Origin of the sequence: Pectobacterium zantedeschiae (assembly GCF_004137795.1) — a bacterium.
Taxonomy (GTDB): domain Bacteria; phylum Pseudomonadota; class Gammaproteobacteria; order Enterobacterales; family Enterobacteriaceae; genus Pectobacterium; species Pectobacterium zantedeschiae.
Genome location: NZ_NWTM01000003.1, coordinates 109989 through 129014 on the forward strand (window position 1 = coordinate 109989; position 19026 = coordinate 129014).

Genomic DNA, 19026 nt, shown 5'->3' on the forward strand with positions numbered 1-19026 from the left:
ACCTCATCCCCGTGTTTCTCCTAATGACAAACTTCAGCGTGCAAAATAACGCACTGAGTAACTCTTATACTCTAAATAATTCGAGTTGTAGGCCGGCGCGAGGCTCAGAGATGAGCCGAGTATTGCCAACACACCTGCGGCTTGAAGTATGACGAGTATCAGTGGCCCTTGCGCAGCAGATAACGATAGGGAAGTTGTTCGGTCTCCTGCGCCAGAAGTTCATGTTCCATGAACACGCAAAAACCGGGAATATCGCGAGTGGTGGCCGGATCGTCGGCAATAATCAGCAGCGTTTGCCCGGTTTCCATCTGGCGTACTGTCTTACGCACCATCATCACAGGCTCAGGGCAGCGTAGTCCCTGAGCATCAAGGGTTTTATCCGGGTTAGTAAAGGGATCGGTCATCAACGTTCTCGGTGCTGGAATCAAAAAACCGCCTTAGTTTACGCGGAGGATTTCCCGACGCAAGCGACGACAACGTTTGCGCATAAAACAACCATACTTTCCTGGCAAAACACATTGCATTAGCGAAGCAATTGCGTATTATGCCGCCGCGTTGCAGCATAAATCTGCACGTTATTCCTTGGGTTCCCTAACCCCAATAACCAAAAAGGTCACATTATGTATCGTTTTACTCCCCAGCAGCGGCTTACGGCGCTGATCTGGCTATCGTTGTTCCATGTCCTGATCATTACGTCGAGTAATTATCTGGTTCAGCTCCCGGTCTTGATTTTCGGTTTTCATACCACCTGGGGCGCGTTTACCTTCCCGTTTATTTTTCTGGCTACTGACCTGACGGTTCGGATTTTCGGTGCACCGCTGGCGCGTCGTATTATTTTGACCGTGATGGTGCCTGCGCTGGTGATTTCCTATCTGGTTTCATCCCTGTTTTATCAGGGATCGTGGCAGTCGTTCGAAGCATTAAGTCAGGTGAATATCGTCGTGGCACGTATCGCCTGCGCCAGTTTCATGGCCTATGTTCTGGGCCAGATTCTGGATGTTCACGTCTTCAATCGCCTGCGCCAAAATCGTGCATGGTGGGTCGCTCCAGCCGTGTCGACCGTGTTTGGTAACTTCAGTGATACGCTGGCCTTTTTCTTCATCGCGTTTTACCACAGCACTGATGCCTTCATGGCTGCAAACTGGATCGAAATTGCGATGGTGGACTATGCGTTCAAACTGCTGATCAGCCTGGCATTCTTCCTGCCGATGTACGGCGTGATGCTGAACATGGTACTTAAACGTCTGAGCGAGCAAAAAGGCTCGGCCGACTACCGTTCCGTCAGCAGTCACCAGTAATGGCAATCGGGCGGCTATTTATGCCGCCCTTTCCTCTTAAGTCACTCATCGTTTTGTAAAAATAACGCAGGTTCCCACAACGGTTTGCAACAACAAAATGCTTGTTTTTGCTATCTGAATAGGGTGCCATACTGTTATTACCTGTTTCAAAAGATGACCTGTTCAAAAACGAGAGAAAGGGATCCCATGTCGAATGTAATCAAATACCTCGGTGTCGGCTTGCTTGTCGGCCTGCTTGCTGCCTGTGATGGCAAAACGGATGACGCCGCAAAAGCGGGCGCACAAGATAAACCAGCGGCGGAAGCTACCGCGAGCCAGAACATCGAATTAATGGATGGGAAGATTGCGTTTACCCTACCGGCCGATATGCGTGACCAAAGCGGGAAAGTGGGTACGCAGGCAAACAACATGCACGTTTACGCCAATGACAATGGGCAGAAAGCGGTCATCGTGATTCTGGGCGACAACACCACGGAAGAGCTAACCGTACTGACACAACGCCTGGAAGATCAGCAGCGCACGCGTGACGCCAACCTTCAGGTTGTCACCAACAAAACCATCGATGTTGACGGCAAGAAGCTGCAACAGCTCGACAGCATCATCACCAGCAGTGGGCAGCAGGCTTATTCCTCTGTGGTGTTGGGTAAAGTGGAAAACCAACTGCTGACCTTGCAGATCACGCTGCCAGCCAGCAATCAGCAACAGGCACAGAGCGAAGCAGAAAGCATCATCCACACCCTGAAGCTGAAATAATCGACGTTACTGCCGGACAGTAGCCACTTCGGTGGCTACTGTTATTCTCTGATTGCCGTGCGCTGAGTCAGCCGCCACGTCAGCGCCAGACCGCATAGCCCCAGTAACGCCGCGGCCAGATAAATAGAAGCGATTCCGGTATAGCCCATCATTACGCCCGCCACAGGTCCGACGATGCCCAGCGACAGATCGAGGAATATCGTATAGGTTGCCAGCGCACTGCCCTGATTCTGTGGTGATACAGCCTTGACGGCAACAACACCTAATGCAGGGAATACCAGAGAGAAACCGGCCCCCGCGAGGAAGGCACCCACTTCAGCCATAAGCGGTTGCGTCGCCCCCCACACCAGCAGTAAACCCACGATCTCAACCACAAAGCACGCCATCGCCACGCGCAGCCCGCCAAACCGTTGAATGCTGTTGGGGAAAACCAGCCGCGCACCAACAAAAGCACAGCTGAAAACGGTCAGCGTCAGCGCGGCACCTTCCCAGTTGTGATCGGCATAAAACAGCGTGATAAAAGTAGCAATAACACCAAAACCCGCAGAGGCGATCGCCAGAATAATGCCGTAAACCCAGACTTTCCCCAGCACTTCGCGGAAGGGAATCTTTTTACCAGGCGCAACCTGCACTGCCGGACGCGGCAACGCGAAGATAATCGCCACGGCGGCGATCAGAATAATGCACACGGAGAGCAGCTTTAACCCACCGACATGATTGAGCCAGACGCCAAGCGGTGCGCCAATCGCCATCGCGCCGTAAGTCGCAATGCCGTTCCACGAAATCACGCGCCCGATGTGTCGGGAGCCCACCACGCCAACGCCCCAGAGCGTTGCACCTGTACCGGCAAAGCTCTGCCCTGCCCCCAACACAACACGCCCGAGACACAACAGCAGCAGCGTGATTGCAGGTGATGCATCGCTAAAAGCAGCCAGTAGGTAAAACACGCCGCTCAGCATGACGCCAGCCAGCCCCCAAACGACGATTTTCTTCGGCCCTTTCTCATCGGCGCTGCGACCCGCGTGCGGGCGGGTCAATAGCGTGGAAAAATATTGCAGGCTGATCACCAGCCCGGCCCAGAATGCACTATAGCCAAGATGATCGTGCACATATCCCGGCAGCACCGCCAACGGCAGGCCAATATTCAGATAGCTGGCGAAGTTAAACGCCACAATGGAAACGATGCGCAGATTAAGGCGCAGGCTGCTTAGCACCGGTTCGGATGGGGAAGGTGTTGGCATGGAAGATTCACTCGCTTAACGTCCGTGTATGACGTACGTTCAGAAAAACATCTAAAAGTAACATTCTTATATTGTTGGTTATAATCAAACTTATACCTTGTCTCTCAATAAACTAATCCCGAACACAGGAGAAACGCAATGCCTGTACCGGCAGACCCGGATCGCAAATCAACATCGTCAACCCCAGAAGGGGATAAATCGCTCCAGAAACCCCTCTCGTTTCTGGGTAAGAGCAAGCGTCTGGCCACACGAATTCAAGCGATTCCCAGCGTGGCACACCTAATCCGTGCGGGCGAACGTTTTAACGATCGTATGGGAAATCAGTTTGGCGCGGCCATTACCTATTTTTCCTTCCTGTCGCTGATCCCCATTCTCATGGTGTCTTTTGCCGCCGTGGGTTTCGTGTTGGCTTCCAATCCAGACCTACTGACGGGGCTGATCAACCGTATCGTCAACAGTATCAGCGATCCTAATCTGGCCAATACGCTGAAAAGTACCGTCAACACAGCCGTACAGCAGCGTACCACCGTCGGGCTTACCGGATTACTGATCGCACTCTATTCCGGCATCAGTTGGATGGGAAATCTGCGTGAAGCCATTCGCGCCCAATCGCGCGACGTCTGGGAACGGAACCCGAAAGATGAAGAGAAAATTTACTTTCAATACACGCGGGATTTCCTGTCGCTGACCGGTTTGGTTATTGCGCTAATCATCACGCTTTTCCTGACCTCCGTTGCTGGCACCGCGCAAAACATTATCGTAACCGCGTTGGGGTTGGATGGCATTGAGTGGTTGCGCCCCGCGTTAACGCTGATTGCACTGTCAATCTCCATCTTCGCCAACTATTTGTTGTTTCTGTGGATATTTTTCGTCCTGCCGCGTCATAAACCCAAACGCAAAGCGCTCTTTCGCGGCACGCTGATTGCCGCAGTGGGCTTTGAAGCCATCAAGTTCGCGATGACCGTCGCGCTACCTAAACTGGCTAGTTCCCCTTCCGGCGCCGCATTCGGTTCGGTCATTGGCCTGATGGCGTTCTTCTACTTCTTCGCTCGCCTGACGCTCTTTTGTGCCGCCTGGATCGCGACAGCGAACTACAAAGGCGATACCTCGACAGACAAGAATGAGCAGGAGAAAGAACCGCCCTCACCTCGTTAAAAGCAGCGGGGAAGCATTGGTTTTCCGATCTGCGTCATGAAAAAGTAAAACATCGTTTCAAGACTATTGACTCAGTCTCACGTAATGTTGAGACTGATGTTAATTTCCGCATTTTTTATACCCAGCTTTTCAAACAGGCCAAAAGTGATGACAACTACTAACATTGCCGTAATCGGCGAATGCATGATCGAACTGTCGCAGAAGGGCACGGATCTTAACCGTGGATTTGGCGGCGATACGCTGAACACCGCCGTTTACATTGCCCGTCAGGTAAACGCCGATAAGCTGGGCGTGCATTACGTGACCGCACTCGGCACCGATAGCTTCAGTACCGAGATGGTTGCCGCCTGGCAAAAAGAAGGGGTGAAAACCGACCTGATCCAGCGACTGGACAACAAGCTGCCCGGTTTATACTTCATTGAAACCGACGATAGCGGCGAGCGTACTTTTTACTATTGGCGTAATGACGCAGCGGCCCGTTACTGGCTGGACAGCCCGGAAGCAGAAAAAATCGGTCAGGCGTTGGCACAGTTTGACTATCTCTACCTGAGCGGTATTAGTCTGGCAATCCTGAATGCCGAAAGTCGTCAGCGTCTCCTCGCGTTGCTGCGTGCTTGCCGCGCCAACGGCGGTAAAGTGATTTTTGATAACAACTACCGTCCACGTTTGTGGCAGAGCAAGGAAGAGACGCAACAGTCCTACACCGACATCCTGTCCTGTACGGATATCGCTTTCCTGACGCTGGATGATGAAGACATGCTGTGGGGCGCGAAGCCGCTGGAAGCGGTGCTGGAGCGGACGCACGGTCTGGGCGTTAACGAAGTCGTCATCAAACGCGGTGCGGATTCCTGCATCGTGTCAGAACGTGGACACGATCTGGTTGATGTTCCAGCGATAAAATTGTCAAAAGAGAAAGTGGTCGATACCACCGCAGCAGGCGACTCTTTCAGCGCAGGTTATCTGGCAGTGCGCCTGAATGGCGGTAGCACGCAGGAAGCCGCACAGCGCGGTCACCTGACGGCCAGCACGGTCATTCAATACCGTGGCGCGATTATCCCGCTTGAGGCAATGCCAGCATAAGTCTGGATGTATGCAATACGAACAACAAGGCCGCTACAGCGGCCTTGTTGTTCGACAAAGCAGGAAACTCTGCCTCACATCGTCATTTGAGGTTTAACGTGGCCCCGGTTGGTTAACCGGTTGTTCCTGGAAACCGCCGAACGGGCCGCCGCCGCCGCCTCTACCACCGCCTCCGCCACCACCACCCCCCGGAGGAGGGAACAAGCAACCACTCAACATGGCGATCAGAGCGATCACCCCCGCAGCTTTAAGAGTACGACTCATGCTTTATACCTCGATTCATTATTACGACGCTCGGGGGGAATAATAGAGGTGGGGAAAAGGGCTCACAACGGGATTTATCCTGAAAACCGCTTTATAAATAACTGGTTACATAAGCTAACGTTCCACGAACGATATCCCGTATTTTATTATACGGAGTCTTGAGAGCTATCGGGGAGATGGTGAAAACGCCACCCAATAAACACACAGATATTGTGGGATTAAGTGACGAATTATACTTGTCATATTTCACGTTGCTTGTGCGTTAGTTACGCTATTCAGACACTTGCGTGCGCCTCATTCAAACAGCACTCCAACCTGCCTCTGGCAGATTTGTCAGTCATCCGAATCACTTACCGGGGTAAGTGATTCGGATGAAATGAGAGACATCCTGCCCCTCACCGACGCAACCATTAGCTGACTTCCTGCAATAGGCCGCGCCGAAAGGCGAAGACCTTAATGCTTTACTGCGCGGCGGGAGCCGTTTCCTGCGGTTTTGTTCCTTCAGCTGCCGCCGCGCTGGCGACTGGCTCAGCGACTGGCGTCATAATCTGATCGTAGGTTTCCTGTAATGCCTTCATATTCGCTTCTGGCTCACCAGGCTGTTGGATCAGCATCAGTGTCGTATCCTGTACCAGTTGCTGGTGCAGTTCCTGATTCAACATATCGAGCGTCAACGCGGACAAATAAGTCTGACGCAGTTTCTGATACTGTTCGGGAGCAATATCCACGACGCCATTTTGCTGGGAGCGTAAACGCTGATCCATCAGGATGTCCGTGCTGGTACGCGCATAGGTAGCAAACAGCTTGTTCAGTTCATCCGTCTTGCGCGCAATCAACGCGTCAAACTCTTGCTGTGTCAGTCCTTTTTCACGCAGCGCCGCCAGTTCGCGCGCCATAAACGTGACGCCCGGTTCAACACCCTCGCTACCTGGAACATCCATATGAATCGCGCACTGGGAACGGGTGTAAAACACGTTGCAGTCGAAACGGAGATTGTTGCCCTTCAGCGGGCTCTTCTCCAGCACCTGCTGTAAATGCCAGAACATCGCTTCTCGCGTCATGTCGCCTAGCCAGTAGCGAACCAGCGCCTGTGACTCACGAATTGGGTGCCACGGCGCATCCCACATCAGCGACAGCGTGTCCTTCTGGACAGTGTTATTCATCAGGCTGATTGCCTGCGGCGGCAGCGGACTTAATGTCGGAACAGGCGCTGGCGCTTCACGTTTCCCTTCCAGCGGGGAAAAAACTTTACCGATCTGCTCAATCACACTGCGATTATCCACATGACCGACGATGTAAAGCGTCATCGCATCTGGCGTATACCAGGTTTTATAAAATTGCTGGAGCTGTTCACCATTCAGCGGCGGTTTGACGTCCTGAGCAGGATCGTGTGCCAGCAGAGGTGACCCTTTCAGGCGATAGCGCCAGCTCGGATCCTGCGGGTTAACTGGAAAAGTTGCCACCTGATCGGGCACCTTCAACGCAGCCTGTAGATTTTTTTCGTCGAATGTCATCTGCCCTGCGCTTTCAGCCAGCCACGTCAGCGCTTCTTTCAGCAGTTCGGGGCGATTATTTGGCAAACTCAGGTTATACGACGTGAAGTCGTACGAAATAATGACCGGAGGCAAGACGCGCGAGCCGTTGGCATCCCGCATCCACATGGAAGGTAACTGAGCTGCGGACAGCTTATCGCCGGGCGCTAAAGCCAGACGAGGAAGAAAATGTGCAAAGCCCACTTGCTGGGCGTTTTCCAGCAACGATCCGGCATTAACAACCAGACGCAGCTCAACCCGATCGCCGGGGCGCTGTGGCGTTGTTAATAATTGCCAGGTAAAACCATTATCAAGTTTACCCTGCTGCCAGGCAGGATCGGGCTGTAGTGTTTCAGCCTGCACGCTGCTGCTGACCACAGCCAGCAACAAACCACCAACGAAAAGCGCCTTTTTGGTGCCCTGCATGTGAACCCCTACTCATAGCTATCCAACATAATAATGTGGTTATTGTTGATCATTATGGTGGCCTTGCGTCTGCCACCGCACACTCTCGTGGATATATCACGGAAAAAATTGAAGACGCGAAGTGTACCATTGCATTGGACAGCGCGCTTTTGTCTATGTCACTTCAAGAGGCGAAATAATCTGCAAAAAAGGTAAAAATAGTCATATTTAACAATATTTTTACGTTTCATGCCGGGTAAGAAGAGAGAAAAAAACGTTTTGATTGGACGTGTTTATAAACAAAAAACTACAGACAAAAGGCTTACAGACAAAAAAATTCCCCGCGGTGCAAAACGCCGCAGGGAATTATTTAGGGTATAGAACACGATGCTGGAACGATAACTGCCTGCTGAAATTACGACTGCGCCGTCGGCGTGGCCGCATTATCGTTCTTGTTAGTCCCAGACAGCTCAGCTTCCAGTTTCTTCTCATCCAGCTCGCGGCAGTATTTTGCTACCACGATGGTCGCAACACCGTTACCAATCAGGTTGGTCAGCGCACGGGCTTCAGACATGAAGCGGTCAATACCCAGAATCAGCGCCAAGCCGGCAACAGGCAGGTGGCCCACGGCAGACAGCGTTGCTGCCAGCACGATAAATCCACTTCCCGTCACACCCGCAGCCCCTTTAGAGGACAGCAGCAGAACCACCAGCAGCGTAATTTGATGCCAGATATCCATGTGACTGTTGGTCGCCTGAGCGATAAACACTGCCGCCATCGTCAAATAGATGGAGGTTCCATCAAGGTTGAACGAGTAACCGGTCGGAATAACCAGACCCACAACGGATTTTTTACAGCCGACCTTCTCCATCTTCTCCAGCATACGTGGCAGCACGGACTCAGAAGAAGACGTACCCAGTACGATCAACAGCTCTTCACGGATGTAGCGAATGAATTTGAAGATACTGAAGCCCGTTGCCTTGGCAATACTGCCCAGCACCAGAAATACGAACAGAACGCAGGTGATGTAGAAGCAGGCGATCAACTGCCCCAGTTGCACCAACGTACCCACACCATATTTACCGATGGTGAAAGCCATAGCACCGAATGCACCCAGCGGGGCCAACTTCATGATCATGTTAATGACGCCAAAGATGACCTTGGAGAAGCTCTCAATCACATCAAAAATCACTTTGCCTTTTGGCCCTAAGCGGTGCAGCGCAAAGCCGAACATCACAGCAAACAGCAGAACCTGCAAAATATTACCGCTGGCAAACGCACCGACCACACTCGCCGGAATCACGTCCATCAGGAACGGAATCAGACCTTGTTGTGCGGCCTGTTGGGTATAAACCGCCACCGCAGATGCATCCAGCGTACTCGGATCGATGTTCATGCCCACGCCAGGTTGCACGACGTTAACGACAACCAGACCGATAATCAGCGCAATCGTACTGACTATTTCAAAATACAACAGAGCCGCCGCACCAGTGCGACCGACTGATTTCATACTTTCCATGCCTGCAATACCGGTAACTACCGTACAGAAGATAACCGGCGCAATAATCATTTTAATTAATTTAACAAACCCGTCGCCAAGCGGCTTCATTTGCTCGCCAAGCTGAGGGTAGAAATGCCCCAACAGTATCCCTATCGTAATAGCAGTAAGAACCTGAAAATAAAGACTTTTAAAAATTGATGTTTTCATACATACGTCCTATGGTGGGGAAAACACAGGAGGGGAATAGGGTACGAGAATGCCGCCTGTGATTGCGCCGGAAAGTAACATTGCAATAACAAGCTGAGAATGTTTTATAAGTTTAGTTTGTGACCAAGAGGTTAAAAACAAGAGCTGAATCACGTCAGCAGGAATTATAAAGAAACATTAGTGCAATTTTCTTGTAACAGATGCACATTTCTACAGCAGGAAAAAGCCCTCAACCCCACGTCATACGGGGAAGCAACGTTCAGGAAACATATCCACGAAAAGTAACATTTATGTTACCTGCAAATAGTCATGAAGGCGTGGTGAGATGATGAACACCCTGTTTTTTATCACGACGCGCCAGTTGCATGGCAAAACGCGCCTGCGACAAGAACAGCGCTGCCTCCTCTGGTCGAGGATCGGTAATCGTGAGGATACCGACACTGACAGCCCGTGTAGGCAGGGGGCCCGCAGGTAAAAAGGGAGAGTTAATCGCCAGCATCACGTTTTGCGCCCAATCCTGTGCTTGCCCGGCGGATTCCAGCGTTTTCCCGATGATGGCGAATTCATCGCAATCGAGACTCGCCAGATAGATCAGGCCAGCCTCATTTTGTTCTGCAATCACCGCATGAAGCTGCTTAGCCAACGCGGCCATATCGCCCTGACCGACTGAGGAATCAAGCCCGACGACCAGCAGACTGAACGGGATGCCATCGGCCAAACGCTGTTCGAAGCGTCGTATAAAATGTGCTTTGTCCGGTAGGCCAGCGCCTGTATTTCCAGCAGAGAGCGACTGCTCCAGCAGTTGTTGATTACGGTTATAGCTGCGCACCAACGCCCCCAGCTCATCATCCTGATGCCAGGGTGGCAGCGTGAGTGGACGATGAAGCATCGCGTCCGGCGGTAAATTCTGTAATTCGACAATAATCCCGCGCAGCGGGTGTACCAGCAGCCGATTAATGCACCAGGTGATGGCAATCGACATAATCAGCGCAAGCAGCAGATACGTAGCCAGCATGGTTGAAAACGTACTGACGATAAATTGATACATCCGGTAGGAATCTGCCTGCAAGACCAGATGCGCCAACGGGGCCGAATATTGCGTCTGCGGCGGTGAATAGAGAGGAATAGAAATGCGAATCGGCAACCTAAAGACCCGCGCGATCCAATCCGGCACCGGGCGTTCTTTTGGGAAATTGGCATGCAGCGTCTGGAAATCATCCGGCAGCAGCACATCTGCCCGACTAAGAAAGGCAACCGGCAGCAAGCTATCCAGAATATTGCCAGCCCGCTGAACTTCCCCCTGTAACACGGCATCCGTCAGCGGTTGGCGCACGGAATAGGCGATGCTCTCCAACTGCTTGGCATAGTCTTCACGGCGCTGATGAACGAAGTGAAAGAGCTGTATGACGATAAACAGGCTGATCGTCACCAGTGCCACGGCAGACACGGCTGTCATCTGTTTAATCGTTAATGAACGTCTGAGCCGCAAGCGCTTTCTCCGTCAACCTTTTATGCAGACCTGAATACCTGACCCACCGGATAAAAATGGGTGAGCAATACACAACGCGAAAAACGCGCCGTGGCGCGCATAAGTTACACTCGGCAAATAGTATAAGGCAGCTTATCGTCGCCTCAACGCTGTTTTCTACTGATGTTCGGGGGATTTCATCTTAATCCTAGGCAAGCGCCGGCAACAGCGTTAACGCGGCCTCAGAATAGGGTATATCCCCCGTATAAGCTAGCGTGGCGATTTAGGGATAGAGAGAATATCGCGGGCGATGAATAAGGGCAGGTAGCTACCTGATAGAACGTGTTGTGCCGACCTAATACTGTCCGTTTTTAGGGGAAACACAGGGGGAAGCTCCCGCAGGGATACCTCACCCCTGCGGTCGTCCGTGTATCTCAAGGCTTAAACGATTGGCATAATGCTATGGCGTTGGCGCTATTGCGGGTAAGGCACCCAGTCGCCACCATTCAAACGAATGTAGGGTTTCCCCTGATATTGCATCACGATAGCGTTCTCATTTTCCGAGATCGCTTCCGTTTGCGGCAGTGCGCTCGTCAGCGTTTGCCAGTCCACAGAAGGCGCGGTGAACATCTTGCCATCCACCATCCGTGCCACCAGTTCCGAAATCGCCAGATAGCTGCTCGGAGACGTAACCTCCAGCGCACTGCCCTGATGTGGTGCCTGTAAACCGAACAGTTTCACACCAACAGGAATATGCGTGATGCTCGGGCTAGGGATATCCCGCAGACCAGACATTTGCATCTTATCCCCTGCTAGCGCCGCGCCATGCTCTGGCACCACCACCACCATCACTTTACGACCGGATTTTTGCAGCTCGTCAAAAAAGGCATCCAGTTGATCAAACAGAATCTTCGCACGTGGCGCATAGTCAGCCGACTGGTTGGTCCCAACAAAGCGGTTACCGTCATGTAGGGGAATCAGGTTAAAGAAGGTCGCGTTGCGCGCCGTCGTCGCTTTACCTCGCTCACCCAACCAGCGATTTAACAGCTCCAGATCGTTATAAATCGGCTCGCCGTCAAACGAGGTAATCTGGTGACTAATGCCCTCTTGCGACAGCATTGGAATCTGAATGTCACCCTCTTCACGTACCTCACGCAGGTAATTCCCAAAAACGCCGGAATGATCGAGCATAAGTTGCTCTTCAAAACCCAGCTTCACCAAATTACTGAACAGGAAGCACTGCTGGTTCACTGGCTGGTACAAATCGGTGTGAGACTGTTGACCACAGCTTGCCCGCAGCAGGCGGATTGATGCTGGCCCACTATACGCGGTAGCAGAGTTAAACTGCCGGAACAGGATATCGAACTTCTTCCACAGCGGATGATTTTCCAACTGCGCGACTTCTATGTCCGACCACGACAGCGAACAGATGTTGATTATCAGGAGATCAAAAGGCTGTGCATCCTGCGGCAACGTAGCGGGGAACGCCGTAGTTCGCGCTTTTTCTCGCGTATAAAACTGATTCAGATAAGCCGTTAGGTTCGCGCTCGTTGGCGGTAAGGTTGCCTCGGGCAGCGCGGTTCCTCCGCCCGTTGGAGAAGCGGCCCCCGGAGATACGGACGCCGTCGATACCGCAGGCATCAGCGAAACAGCAGGGCCAGCCAGATTGACGATGTTTAACCACGCCAGCGCCGCCACGGTAAACACCGTAATTCGAATCCACTGTGCGAAGAACAGGTAAGCTACGGTAATCACTACTGCCGCACCGACCATTTGCCAGTTAATGAAGCGATTTAACAGCTCTAGCAAATAGGCTGTACTAAAGCCCGCAACCTGCGAACCCTGGCTGAGAATACTGTTGATACCTGGTAGCCAGGTATCATGATAAAAAAGCCCGATACCGAGCGGAATAGCAATAATATGACGCCAGCGGAGCAGCATGACATTGGGGATCGGGAACAGCAGAAACGCCAGAAATACCAAATTAAGCAGCGGATGAAAATTCAGGTAGCCAAACCATAACAGGGCAAATTTCAGCAAAAAATACAAATTCCAGGCACCGAGTCCACGCCAGTAACGCCATATATTTTGCTGTTGCTGCGTACGTGTTTTTTCGTCCATTTTATTTTTTAGTCTCTGCTGAAGTCGGCTTGGTTGAGACCGTCTTTGTTGAAGAAGGGCTACGCATCCAGACACTCGCGGGCTTCAGGTAGCGCGGCGACAATAGCCTATTTTTCCAGTACTGAATCCAGTGGGGAATCACACGATGTGCCAGATAGCCGAGCGTAAAGAAGATGACCGCACTCAATAACACCAGTTGAACGATATCAATCAGGTTCATCATGATGATTCTCCCGGTGCACGGGTCAATAAATCGTATTCGAGTAAATCAATAGCAATAGGCTCGCGCCGCGGCGTCTGACTATGTGGTACAGATTCAGTCCGTTGCAATTGCACATAATCATTAATCTGCTGCCCCTTCCCGGAGGTACTGTCCTGCATCAACGATTTAATCTCCGCCAGAATCTGTAAGTCTTGTGACCACACAATACGATTACTGAACACTTCATCTACTGGCAGGCGGAAGATTGACTTCAACGCAATGTCCAGCTCATTCAAGCGACAATTGGACAGAAACAAAAACAAGCGCCCCTGCGCAATCGTAACAACATCGCCAAAACGCCGCAGCGTACACAGCGTCAACGCCTGCGCCGCTCGAACACCCGGCACGGGACGGAATGCCACCAGCACGCCTTTACTGCCTTCAGGCATCAACGTGCTATCAATCAACATTTGCACAGACTGCCGAAATGTCTCCGGTGGCTGGTAGCCCTTAATCTGTAGCGGCCGCATGGTGGTTAACAGAATATCGACATCGACAGGAACATGTTTAGTAAAGCGCTGCCCTTGTACGCTTTCAATCCGTGTCAGAAAGCGGGATAACGGCTCTGAATGGGAGACAATAAGATTTGCGCCACACGCCAATAACAGACGCTCGTCGCTGGCACGCAGGCAAGGTTTCATTTCCCGCACCACTATCTTTAGCAATTCACCGCGTTGACGGCGCAGGCTATGGACCTGTTTGGCAAGCGTATCGACCTGATTGGTCTGATTGAGCGCAAAAACAAGGGTTGCCGCATGCGTCAGCATGCCAGTCTGTACCAAAATGGCGTTATCATCCATTAACTGCCAATTTTCTGACAGCGCAGGTGCGCCTTCCATCACGCTTCTTTCCATCAGAAAGAGTCCATCGTCATTCAACGAAGGAGTGAGAACAGGCTCTTCTTCCGTCAGCATTTGCCATCCGTCATTATCGGATTGCAGCATCTGTACCTGATTCGCTCGCACACCTCTTTCCGTTGCCCACCATGACACTAAATACTGCGCGCGATCCTGCTGCCATTGCAGGCTGGCCAGCCCGTAGAGCCCACGATGCTGGGAAATCAACATATTCCTCAAACGGGTTACGCCGCTACTGTGGCTGATAACCAACAGCGTACACTGTCGCTGATGTAGCCATGCCGCCGTGTCGTCCACCCACCGCTGTAACCTCTCCGGCGAAATGTCCCGCCACAAGCTGGCTGGCGCGTAAAGCAGCAGAAGGCGATTCTTTGGGCGTAATGAACGCATTAAGTCATCGGTTAAATTCAGCAACGCGGCTTTATTTTCCGGCAATGCATAGCAAGTTAATTGTTTTAATTCAGTATTAAGTAATGCAGTCAGCAGCGTGTCAGATCGTTCCCCACAGCCTATTAACGCCACTCTCGCGTCGTTATTTTGGCCATGTATGACCTGATGGCAAAATAATGTGGCATCAACCTGTCGATCAATATTCACCCAATAAAAGCCAGCCTGCTGGAGCGCAGCCAACTCATCCCAAAGGTGACGAATACCTAATGAAAAGTTCTGCTTCATAGACTGATTTTCTTTTCCATTAATGGCGGTAACCAACCCTAATATACCCTGGATAATTCGAGTCTCAGGCAGGTGGCAAGGGAAGGCGTCCCGATGAACTTACACAAGTAAGTGATTCGGGTGACTGACAAATATGCCAAAGGCAAATTTGAACGCTGCTTGCAGCGGCCCCAGCGGGGCGAGGCACACGCACAGCGTGCCGAGTATCGTAGCCAACGCACATGCAACTTGAAGTAGGACGGGTATAACACAGTCAAAATAAACTCTAGCAGCCCCTTGTAGGATCACAACGTCGCGCCATTAATTATTCTGATCCCTTAATAAATTCCCGCTTTTACTATTTTTAGCGTTCAACATTGCAAACACCAATTCATTGCTATAGTTAATTGGCCTGCCCACTATTTTATTAAAAACAGCAGAGGCGTAAGCCTTCATCTGCCAGACCGTCCATTGTGGGTGTAATAAAGAACTACTACATCTGCCATTCAGATGTTTCCCTTTATCGTGCTCAATGATAATGGATAGCCTATTTCAGAGGCATGGAATGAATAACGAACCGACTCGTATAGATACCAGCGCACGCGCCGATTTAACCGAAAATGCAAGATCCGATGACGACTTACGGGTTCTCAGCCAGGCTTTTTCTTTACCTGAAATAAACTATATCGATATTGCCCGTCAGGCGCGTTTGAGCCAAATGATGGCTCGCTGGCCGCTACTGAATGAACTAAAAGAACCGGCTGGGAGCGATTGACGATGCCCGTTATTGCATTGCAAGGAATCCGTGGAGGTGTAGGCACAACCTCGATAGCCGCAGCACTGGGATGGGCGTTCCAACGGCTGGGAGAATCCGCGCTGGTGATTGATTTCTCGCCGGACAATTTGTTACGCATTAACTTTAATATGCCGTTCGAGCAGCGTCGTGGCTGGGCGCGGGCGGAAGCTGACGGCGCACCGTGGCAAACCGGTGCCATGCAATATCTCCCTAGACTGGATTTTCTGCCGTTTGGCCGCCTGAACACGCAGGAAATCGCGACACTGCAACAGCATTACCAGCAGCACCCCGCGACATGGCAAAACAATCTGGCACAGCTCGCCACCGCAGGCCGCCACCGCTGGATATTGATCGATGTACCGGCGGACAACAGTCCGCTTACACGGCAGGCGTTGGCTACCGCAAATACCGTTTTTCAGGTGGTGGTGGCAGATGCCAACTGCCATTCACGTCTACACCAACAGGCACTGCCGCGTCAGTGCCACTTTCTGGTTAATCAATTTTCCACTCTCAGTACGCTTCAGCAGGATTTGCACCAGCTCTGGCTGCACACGCTGTCACATCTGCTGCCGCTGGTGGTACACCGTGACGAAGCCTTGTCAGAATCACTCATGCTGAAGCAGCCGCTGGGCGAGTGCCGCCCAGACAGCGTAGCAGCAGAAGAGGTCATGACGCTGGCAAACTGGTGCCTGATTCACGTTAAGGAAAGCGGCGTATGAGTAGTATCCTGCGCTTATTCCTCGTTCCCCCCGCCAGACAAGCGATACAGCAACGCTACCGCGGCTATCGTCAGAAAGGTGCGTCCGCCTTTGCCGCCTTTTTCGCCACGCTGTTTGCGATACTCGGCTGGATCTTCCTGCGGCTGGAGTCTGACGGCTGGCAACAGATTCGGGCGCAACGAACCTACTGGTTCCCGCACATTTCGCCTCAGCGCCCACGTCCCGCGGATGTTCTTCGCTATCTGACACAAGGTATTTGGCTGCTGACAATCAAAAATGGCCAGTTGCCTACATCACGCCGTAACTACTTCTCTGCTTTACCGCGCTGGCGGCAACGCTATATGAACGTGCAGCAAAAGCTGTTTACCCGCTTTAGCCACGCGAATACTGACGATCGCGAAGACAGTGAATCAGGCTCCCGCCGGATGAACCGCGTACAGACGCTGGTGACGGTGACGCTGAGCCTATTGTGTGCAGCACTGGCGCTCCTGTGCATCACGCAGCCGTTTGATTTACTGTCGCAGTTTATTTTCATGACGCTGCTGTGGGGCATCGCCATGCTCGTTCGCAACATGCCGGGACGCATGCCGACGCTCATGATGATTGCCCTTTCTTTCACGGTCTCCTGCCGCTACCTGTGGTGGCGCTACACCGAAACACTGAACTGGGACGATCCCGTCAGTCTGGTCTGTGGCCTATTGCTGCTGGCAGCAGAAACCTATGCCTGGGTCGTTCTGGTTCTCGGTTATTTCCAGACGATCTGGCCGTTGAACCGTCACCCCGTTTCGCTGCCGGAAGACAGTCAAACGTGGCCGACCGTCGATCTCATGATCCCGACCTACAATGAACCACTAAGCGTCGTGAAACCGACGGTATATGCCGCGCTGGGCATCGATTGGCCTAAAGACAAGCTCAATATTTATATTCTGGACGACGGTGGCCGTGCCGAATTTAAAGCCTTCGCAGAAGAAGTTGGCGTCCATTACATCGCCCGCGTCACGCACGAGCACGCCAAAGCCGGGAATATCAACAATGCTCTGAAACAGGCAACAGGCGAGTTCGTCGCCATTTTCGACTGCGACCACGTCCCTACCCGCTCCTTCCTGCAACTGACTATGGGCTGGTTTTTCAAAGACAAAAAGCTGGCGATGTTACAAACACCACACCATTTCTTCTCGCCCGATCCGTTCGAGCGCAATCTGGGACGCTTTCGCCGCACGCCCAACGAAGGCACCCTGTTCTACGGTTTGGTTCAGGACGGTAACGACATGTGGGACGCCACGTTCTTCTGCGGTTCCTGCGCCATCCTACGGCGTAAACCGCTGGATGAAATTGGCGGCATCGCAGTCGAAACGGTGACGGAGGATGCCCACACCTCACTGCGCCTGCATCGCCGTGGATACAGCTCAGCCTATATCCGTATTCCGCAGGCTGCCGGACTGGCGACCGAGAGCCTCTCAGCCCATATCGGGCAGCGCATTCGCTGGGCGCGCGGAATGGTACAAATCTTCCGGTTGGATAACCCCTTATTCGGCAAAGGGCTGAAGCTAGGCCAGCGTCTATGTTATGCCAACGCCATGATGCATTTCCTGTCCGGTATTCCCCGGCTAATCTTTCTGACCGCGCCGCTGGCATTTCTTCTGATACACGCCTACATCATTTTCGCCCCGGCGTTGGCGATTGCACTCTACGTGCTGCCGCACATGGTGCACGCCAGCCTGACCAATTCGCGTATTCAGGGTCGCTACCGCCACTCTTTCTGGAGTGAGATCTATGAAACTGTGCTGGCGTGGTACATCGCTCGTCCCACCACCGTTGCACTGTTTAACCCACACAAAGGGAAATTCAACGTGACGGCCAAAGGTGGGCTGGTTGAAGAACAGCACGTCGACTGGGTGATTACGCGGCCTTATCTGGTACTGGTGCTGCTGAATATCGCTGGGGTGGTGTATGGCATCTGGCGTCTGATTTATGGGCCGTCGGAAGAGATCATGACGGTGCTCATCAGCCTGCTCTGGGTCGTGTACAACATGACTATTTTAGGCGGAGCCGTCGCGGTTGCCGTAGAAGCCAAGCAGGTGCGTCAGGCGCACCGAGTGGAAATGTCGATGTCCGCGGCCATCCTCCGCACCGATGGTCACCTTTTCCCCTGCGTCCTGCGCGACTACTCTGATGGCGGTGTCGGCGTTGAAGCCCGTGAATCAGGAATTCTTCAGGTCGGAGACAACGTCTCACTGTTGTTAAAACGCGGTCAGCAGGAGTACGCCTTCCCTTTCAGCGTCACCCGCGCGTTCGACAACAAGATTGGCCTGCGCATGACCAATCTGACCATCCGCCAGCATATTGATTTCATTCAATGTACCTTTGCCCGCGCCGATACCTGGGCGCTCTGGCAAGACAGCTTTCCGCAGGATAAACCGGTTGAAAGTCTGGTTGATGTACTGGCACTCGGCTTTCGCGGCTACCTGCGTCTGGCAGATTACGCGCCACCCGTCATACGCAACATTATTCTGGCCTTTCTCAGCATTGTGGTGTGGGTCGTGTCATTCATCCCGCGCTATGTAGGGAAACGCACCACAACAGAACAGCCGGACGCTACGCTGCCGGAAAAAACCGTACATCAGGGCAAGACACCGTCGGCCCATGAAACGCGATTTGCACAAGAGAACCTGTTTACAGAAAAGACAGTGGCTTGATTGCCATTCACAGGCGT

The 19026-nt window shown here is 52.4% G+C and carries 16 protein-coding genes; 7 read left to right on the top strand and 9 right to left on the bottom strand.

The window, feature by feature from the left end; translation table 11 throughout:
• Nucleotides 1–158: 158 nt before the first annotated feature.
• Complete coding sequence (tusA, locus tag CLR69_RS17830; RefSeq protein WP_129707672.1) at nt 159–404, bottom strand: sulfurtransferase TusA; 246 nt, start codon at nt 402–404, stop codon at nt 159–161.
• A 216-nt stretch (nt 405–620) separates the two neighbouring features.
• On the opposite strand from tusA, the gene CLR69_RS17835 reads away from it, so the two are divergent.
• The gene (locus CLR69_RS17835; protein WP_129712976.1) at nt 621–1298 is read left to right on the top strand and encodes a 7-cyano-7-deazaguanine/7-aminomethyl-7-deazaguanine transporter; all 678 of its coding nucleotides are present in this window, start codon (nt 621–623) and stop codon (nt 1296–1298) included.
• 186 nt (nt 1299–1484) lie between these two features.
• Nucleotides 1485–2051 carry a DcrB family lipoprotein gene (locus CLR69_RS17840; protein ID WP_129707383.1) on the top strand — a complete coding sequence of 189 codons (567 nt, stop codon included), beginning with the start codon at nt 1485–1487 and terminating at the stop codon, nt 2049–2051.
• Nucleotides 2052–2092: 41 nt separating this feature from the next.
• Here CLR69_RS17840 and CLR69_RS17845 read toward each other — a convergent pair whose 3' ends face one another.
• Nucleotides 2093–3292 (bottom strand): MFS transporter, encoded by a 1200-nt coding sequence (locus CLR69_RS17845; RefSeq protein WP_129712975.1) that lies wholly within the window; start codon nt 3290–3292, stop codon nt 2093–2095.
• Between the two features lie 138 nt (nt 3293–3430).
• Between CLR69_RS17845 and yhjD the strand changes: the two genes are divergently transcribed.
• Complete coding sequence (gene yhjD / locus CLR69_RS17850) at nt 3431–4447, top strand: inner membrane protein YhjD (RefSeq protein ID WP_129712974.1); 1017 nt, start codon at nt 3431–3433, stop codon at nt 4445–4447.
• Between the two features lie 147 nt (nt 4448–4594).
• Nucleotides 4595–5527 (top strand): 2-dehydro-3-deoxygluconokinase, encoded by a 933-nt coding sequence (gene kdgK, locus CLR69_RS17855; RefSeq protein ID WP_129707389.1) that lies wholly within the window; start codon nt 4595–4597, stop codon nt 5525–5527.
• 93 nt (nt 5528–5620) lie between these two features.
• On the opposite strand, the gene CLR69_RS22935 is transcribed toward kdgK, so the two are convergent.
• From CLR69_RS22935 to bcsE, 7 genes are all read right to left on the bottom strand, one after another.
• Nucleotides 5621–5791: a hypothetical protein gene (locus CLR69_RS22935; RefSeq protein WP_165346001.1), complete on the bottom strand. Its 171-nt coding sequence runs from the start codon at nt 5789–5791 to the stop codon at nt 5621–5623.
• A gap of 461 nt (nt 5792–6252) precedes the next feature.
• The gene (locus tag CLR69_RS17860; protein WP_129712973.1) at nt 6253–7749 is read right to left on the bottom strand and encodes a M16 family metallopeptidase; all 1497 of its coding nucleotides are present in this window, start codon (nt 7747–7749) and stop codon (nt 6253–6255) included.
• A gap of 394 nt (nt 7750–8143) precedes the next feature.
• Complete coding sequence (locus CLR69_RS17865; protein ID WP_129707393.1) at nt 8144–9436, bottom strand: dicarboxylate/amino acid:cation symporter; 1293 nt, start codon at nt 9434–9436, stop codon at nt 8144–8146.
• A gap of 307 nt (nt 9437–9743) precedes the next feature.
• Complete coding sequence (locus CLR69_RS17870) at nt 9744–10892, bottom strand: HAMP domain-containing protein (RefSeq protein ID WP_129713037.1); 1149 nt, start codon at nt 10890–10892, stop codon at nt 9744–9746.
• 486 nt (nt 10893–11378) lie between these two features.
• On the bottom strand, nt 11379–13025 hold the full coding sequence (gene bcsG, locus CLR69_RS17875) for a cellulose biosynthesis protein BcsG (RefSeq protein WP_129712972.1): 1647 nt from the start codon (nt 13023–13025) through the stop codon (nt 11379–11381).
• A gap of 1 nt (nt 13026) precedes the next feature.
• The gene (gene bcsF, locus CLR69_RS17880; protein WP_129713036.1) at nt 13027–13245 is read right to left on the bottom strand and encodes a cellulose biosynthesis protein BcsF; all 219 of its coding nucleotides are present in this window, start codon (nt 13243–13245) and stop codon (nt 13027–13029) included.
• Nucleotides 13245–14819 carry a cellulose biosynthesis protein BcsE gene (bcsE, locus tag CLR69_RS17885; RefSeq protein WP_129712971.1) on the bottom strand — a complete coding sequence of 525 codons (1575 nt, stop codon included), beginning with the start codon at nt 14817–14819 and terminating at the stop codon, nt 13245–13247. Before bcsE ends, bcsF begins: the two co-directional genes overlap by 1 nt.
• A gap of 544 nt (nt 14820–15363) precedes the next feature.
• Here bcsE and bcsR point away from each other — a divergent pair.
• The 3 genes from bcsR to bcsA are packed head-to-tail and all read left to right on the top strand — an operon-like array spanning nt 15364 to nt 19009.
• Nucleotides 15364–15573 (top strand): cellulose biosynthesis protein BcsR, encoded by a 210-nt coding sequence (gene bcsR / locus CLR69_RS17890; RefSeq protein ID WP_129707400.1) that lies wholly within the window; start codon nt 15364–15366, stop codon nt 15571–15573.
• Between the two features lie 2 nt (nt 15574–15575).
• Nucleotides 15576–16313 (top strand): cellulose biosynthesis protein BcsQ, encoded by a 738-nt coding sequence (bcsQ, locus tag CLR69_RS17895; RefSeq protein WP_129712970.1) that lies wholly within the window; start codon nt 15576–15578, stop codon nt 16311–16313.
• Nucleotides 16310–19009 carry a UDP-forming cellulose synthase catalytic subunit gene (gene bcsA, locus CLR69_RS17900; protein ID WP_129712969.1) on the top strand — a complete coding sequence of 900 codons (2700 nt, stop codon included), beginning with the start codon at nt 16310–16312 and terminating at the stop codon, nt 19007–19009. The genes bcsQ and bcsA overlap by 4 nt, the downstream gene beginning before the upstream one ends.
• Nucleotides 19010–19026: the final 17 nt, after the last annotated feature.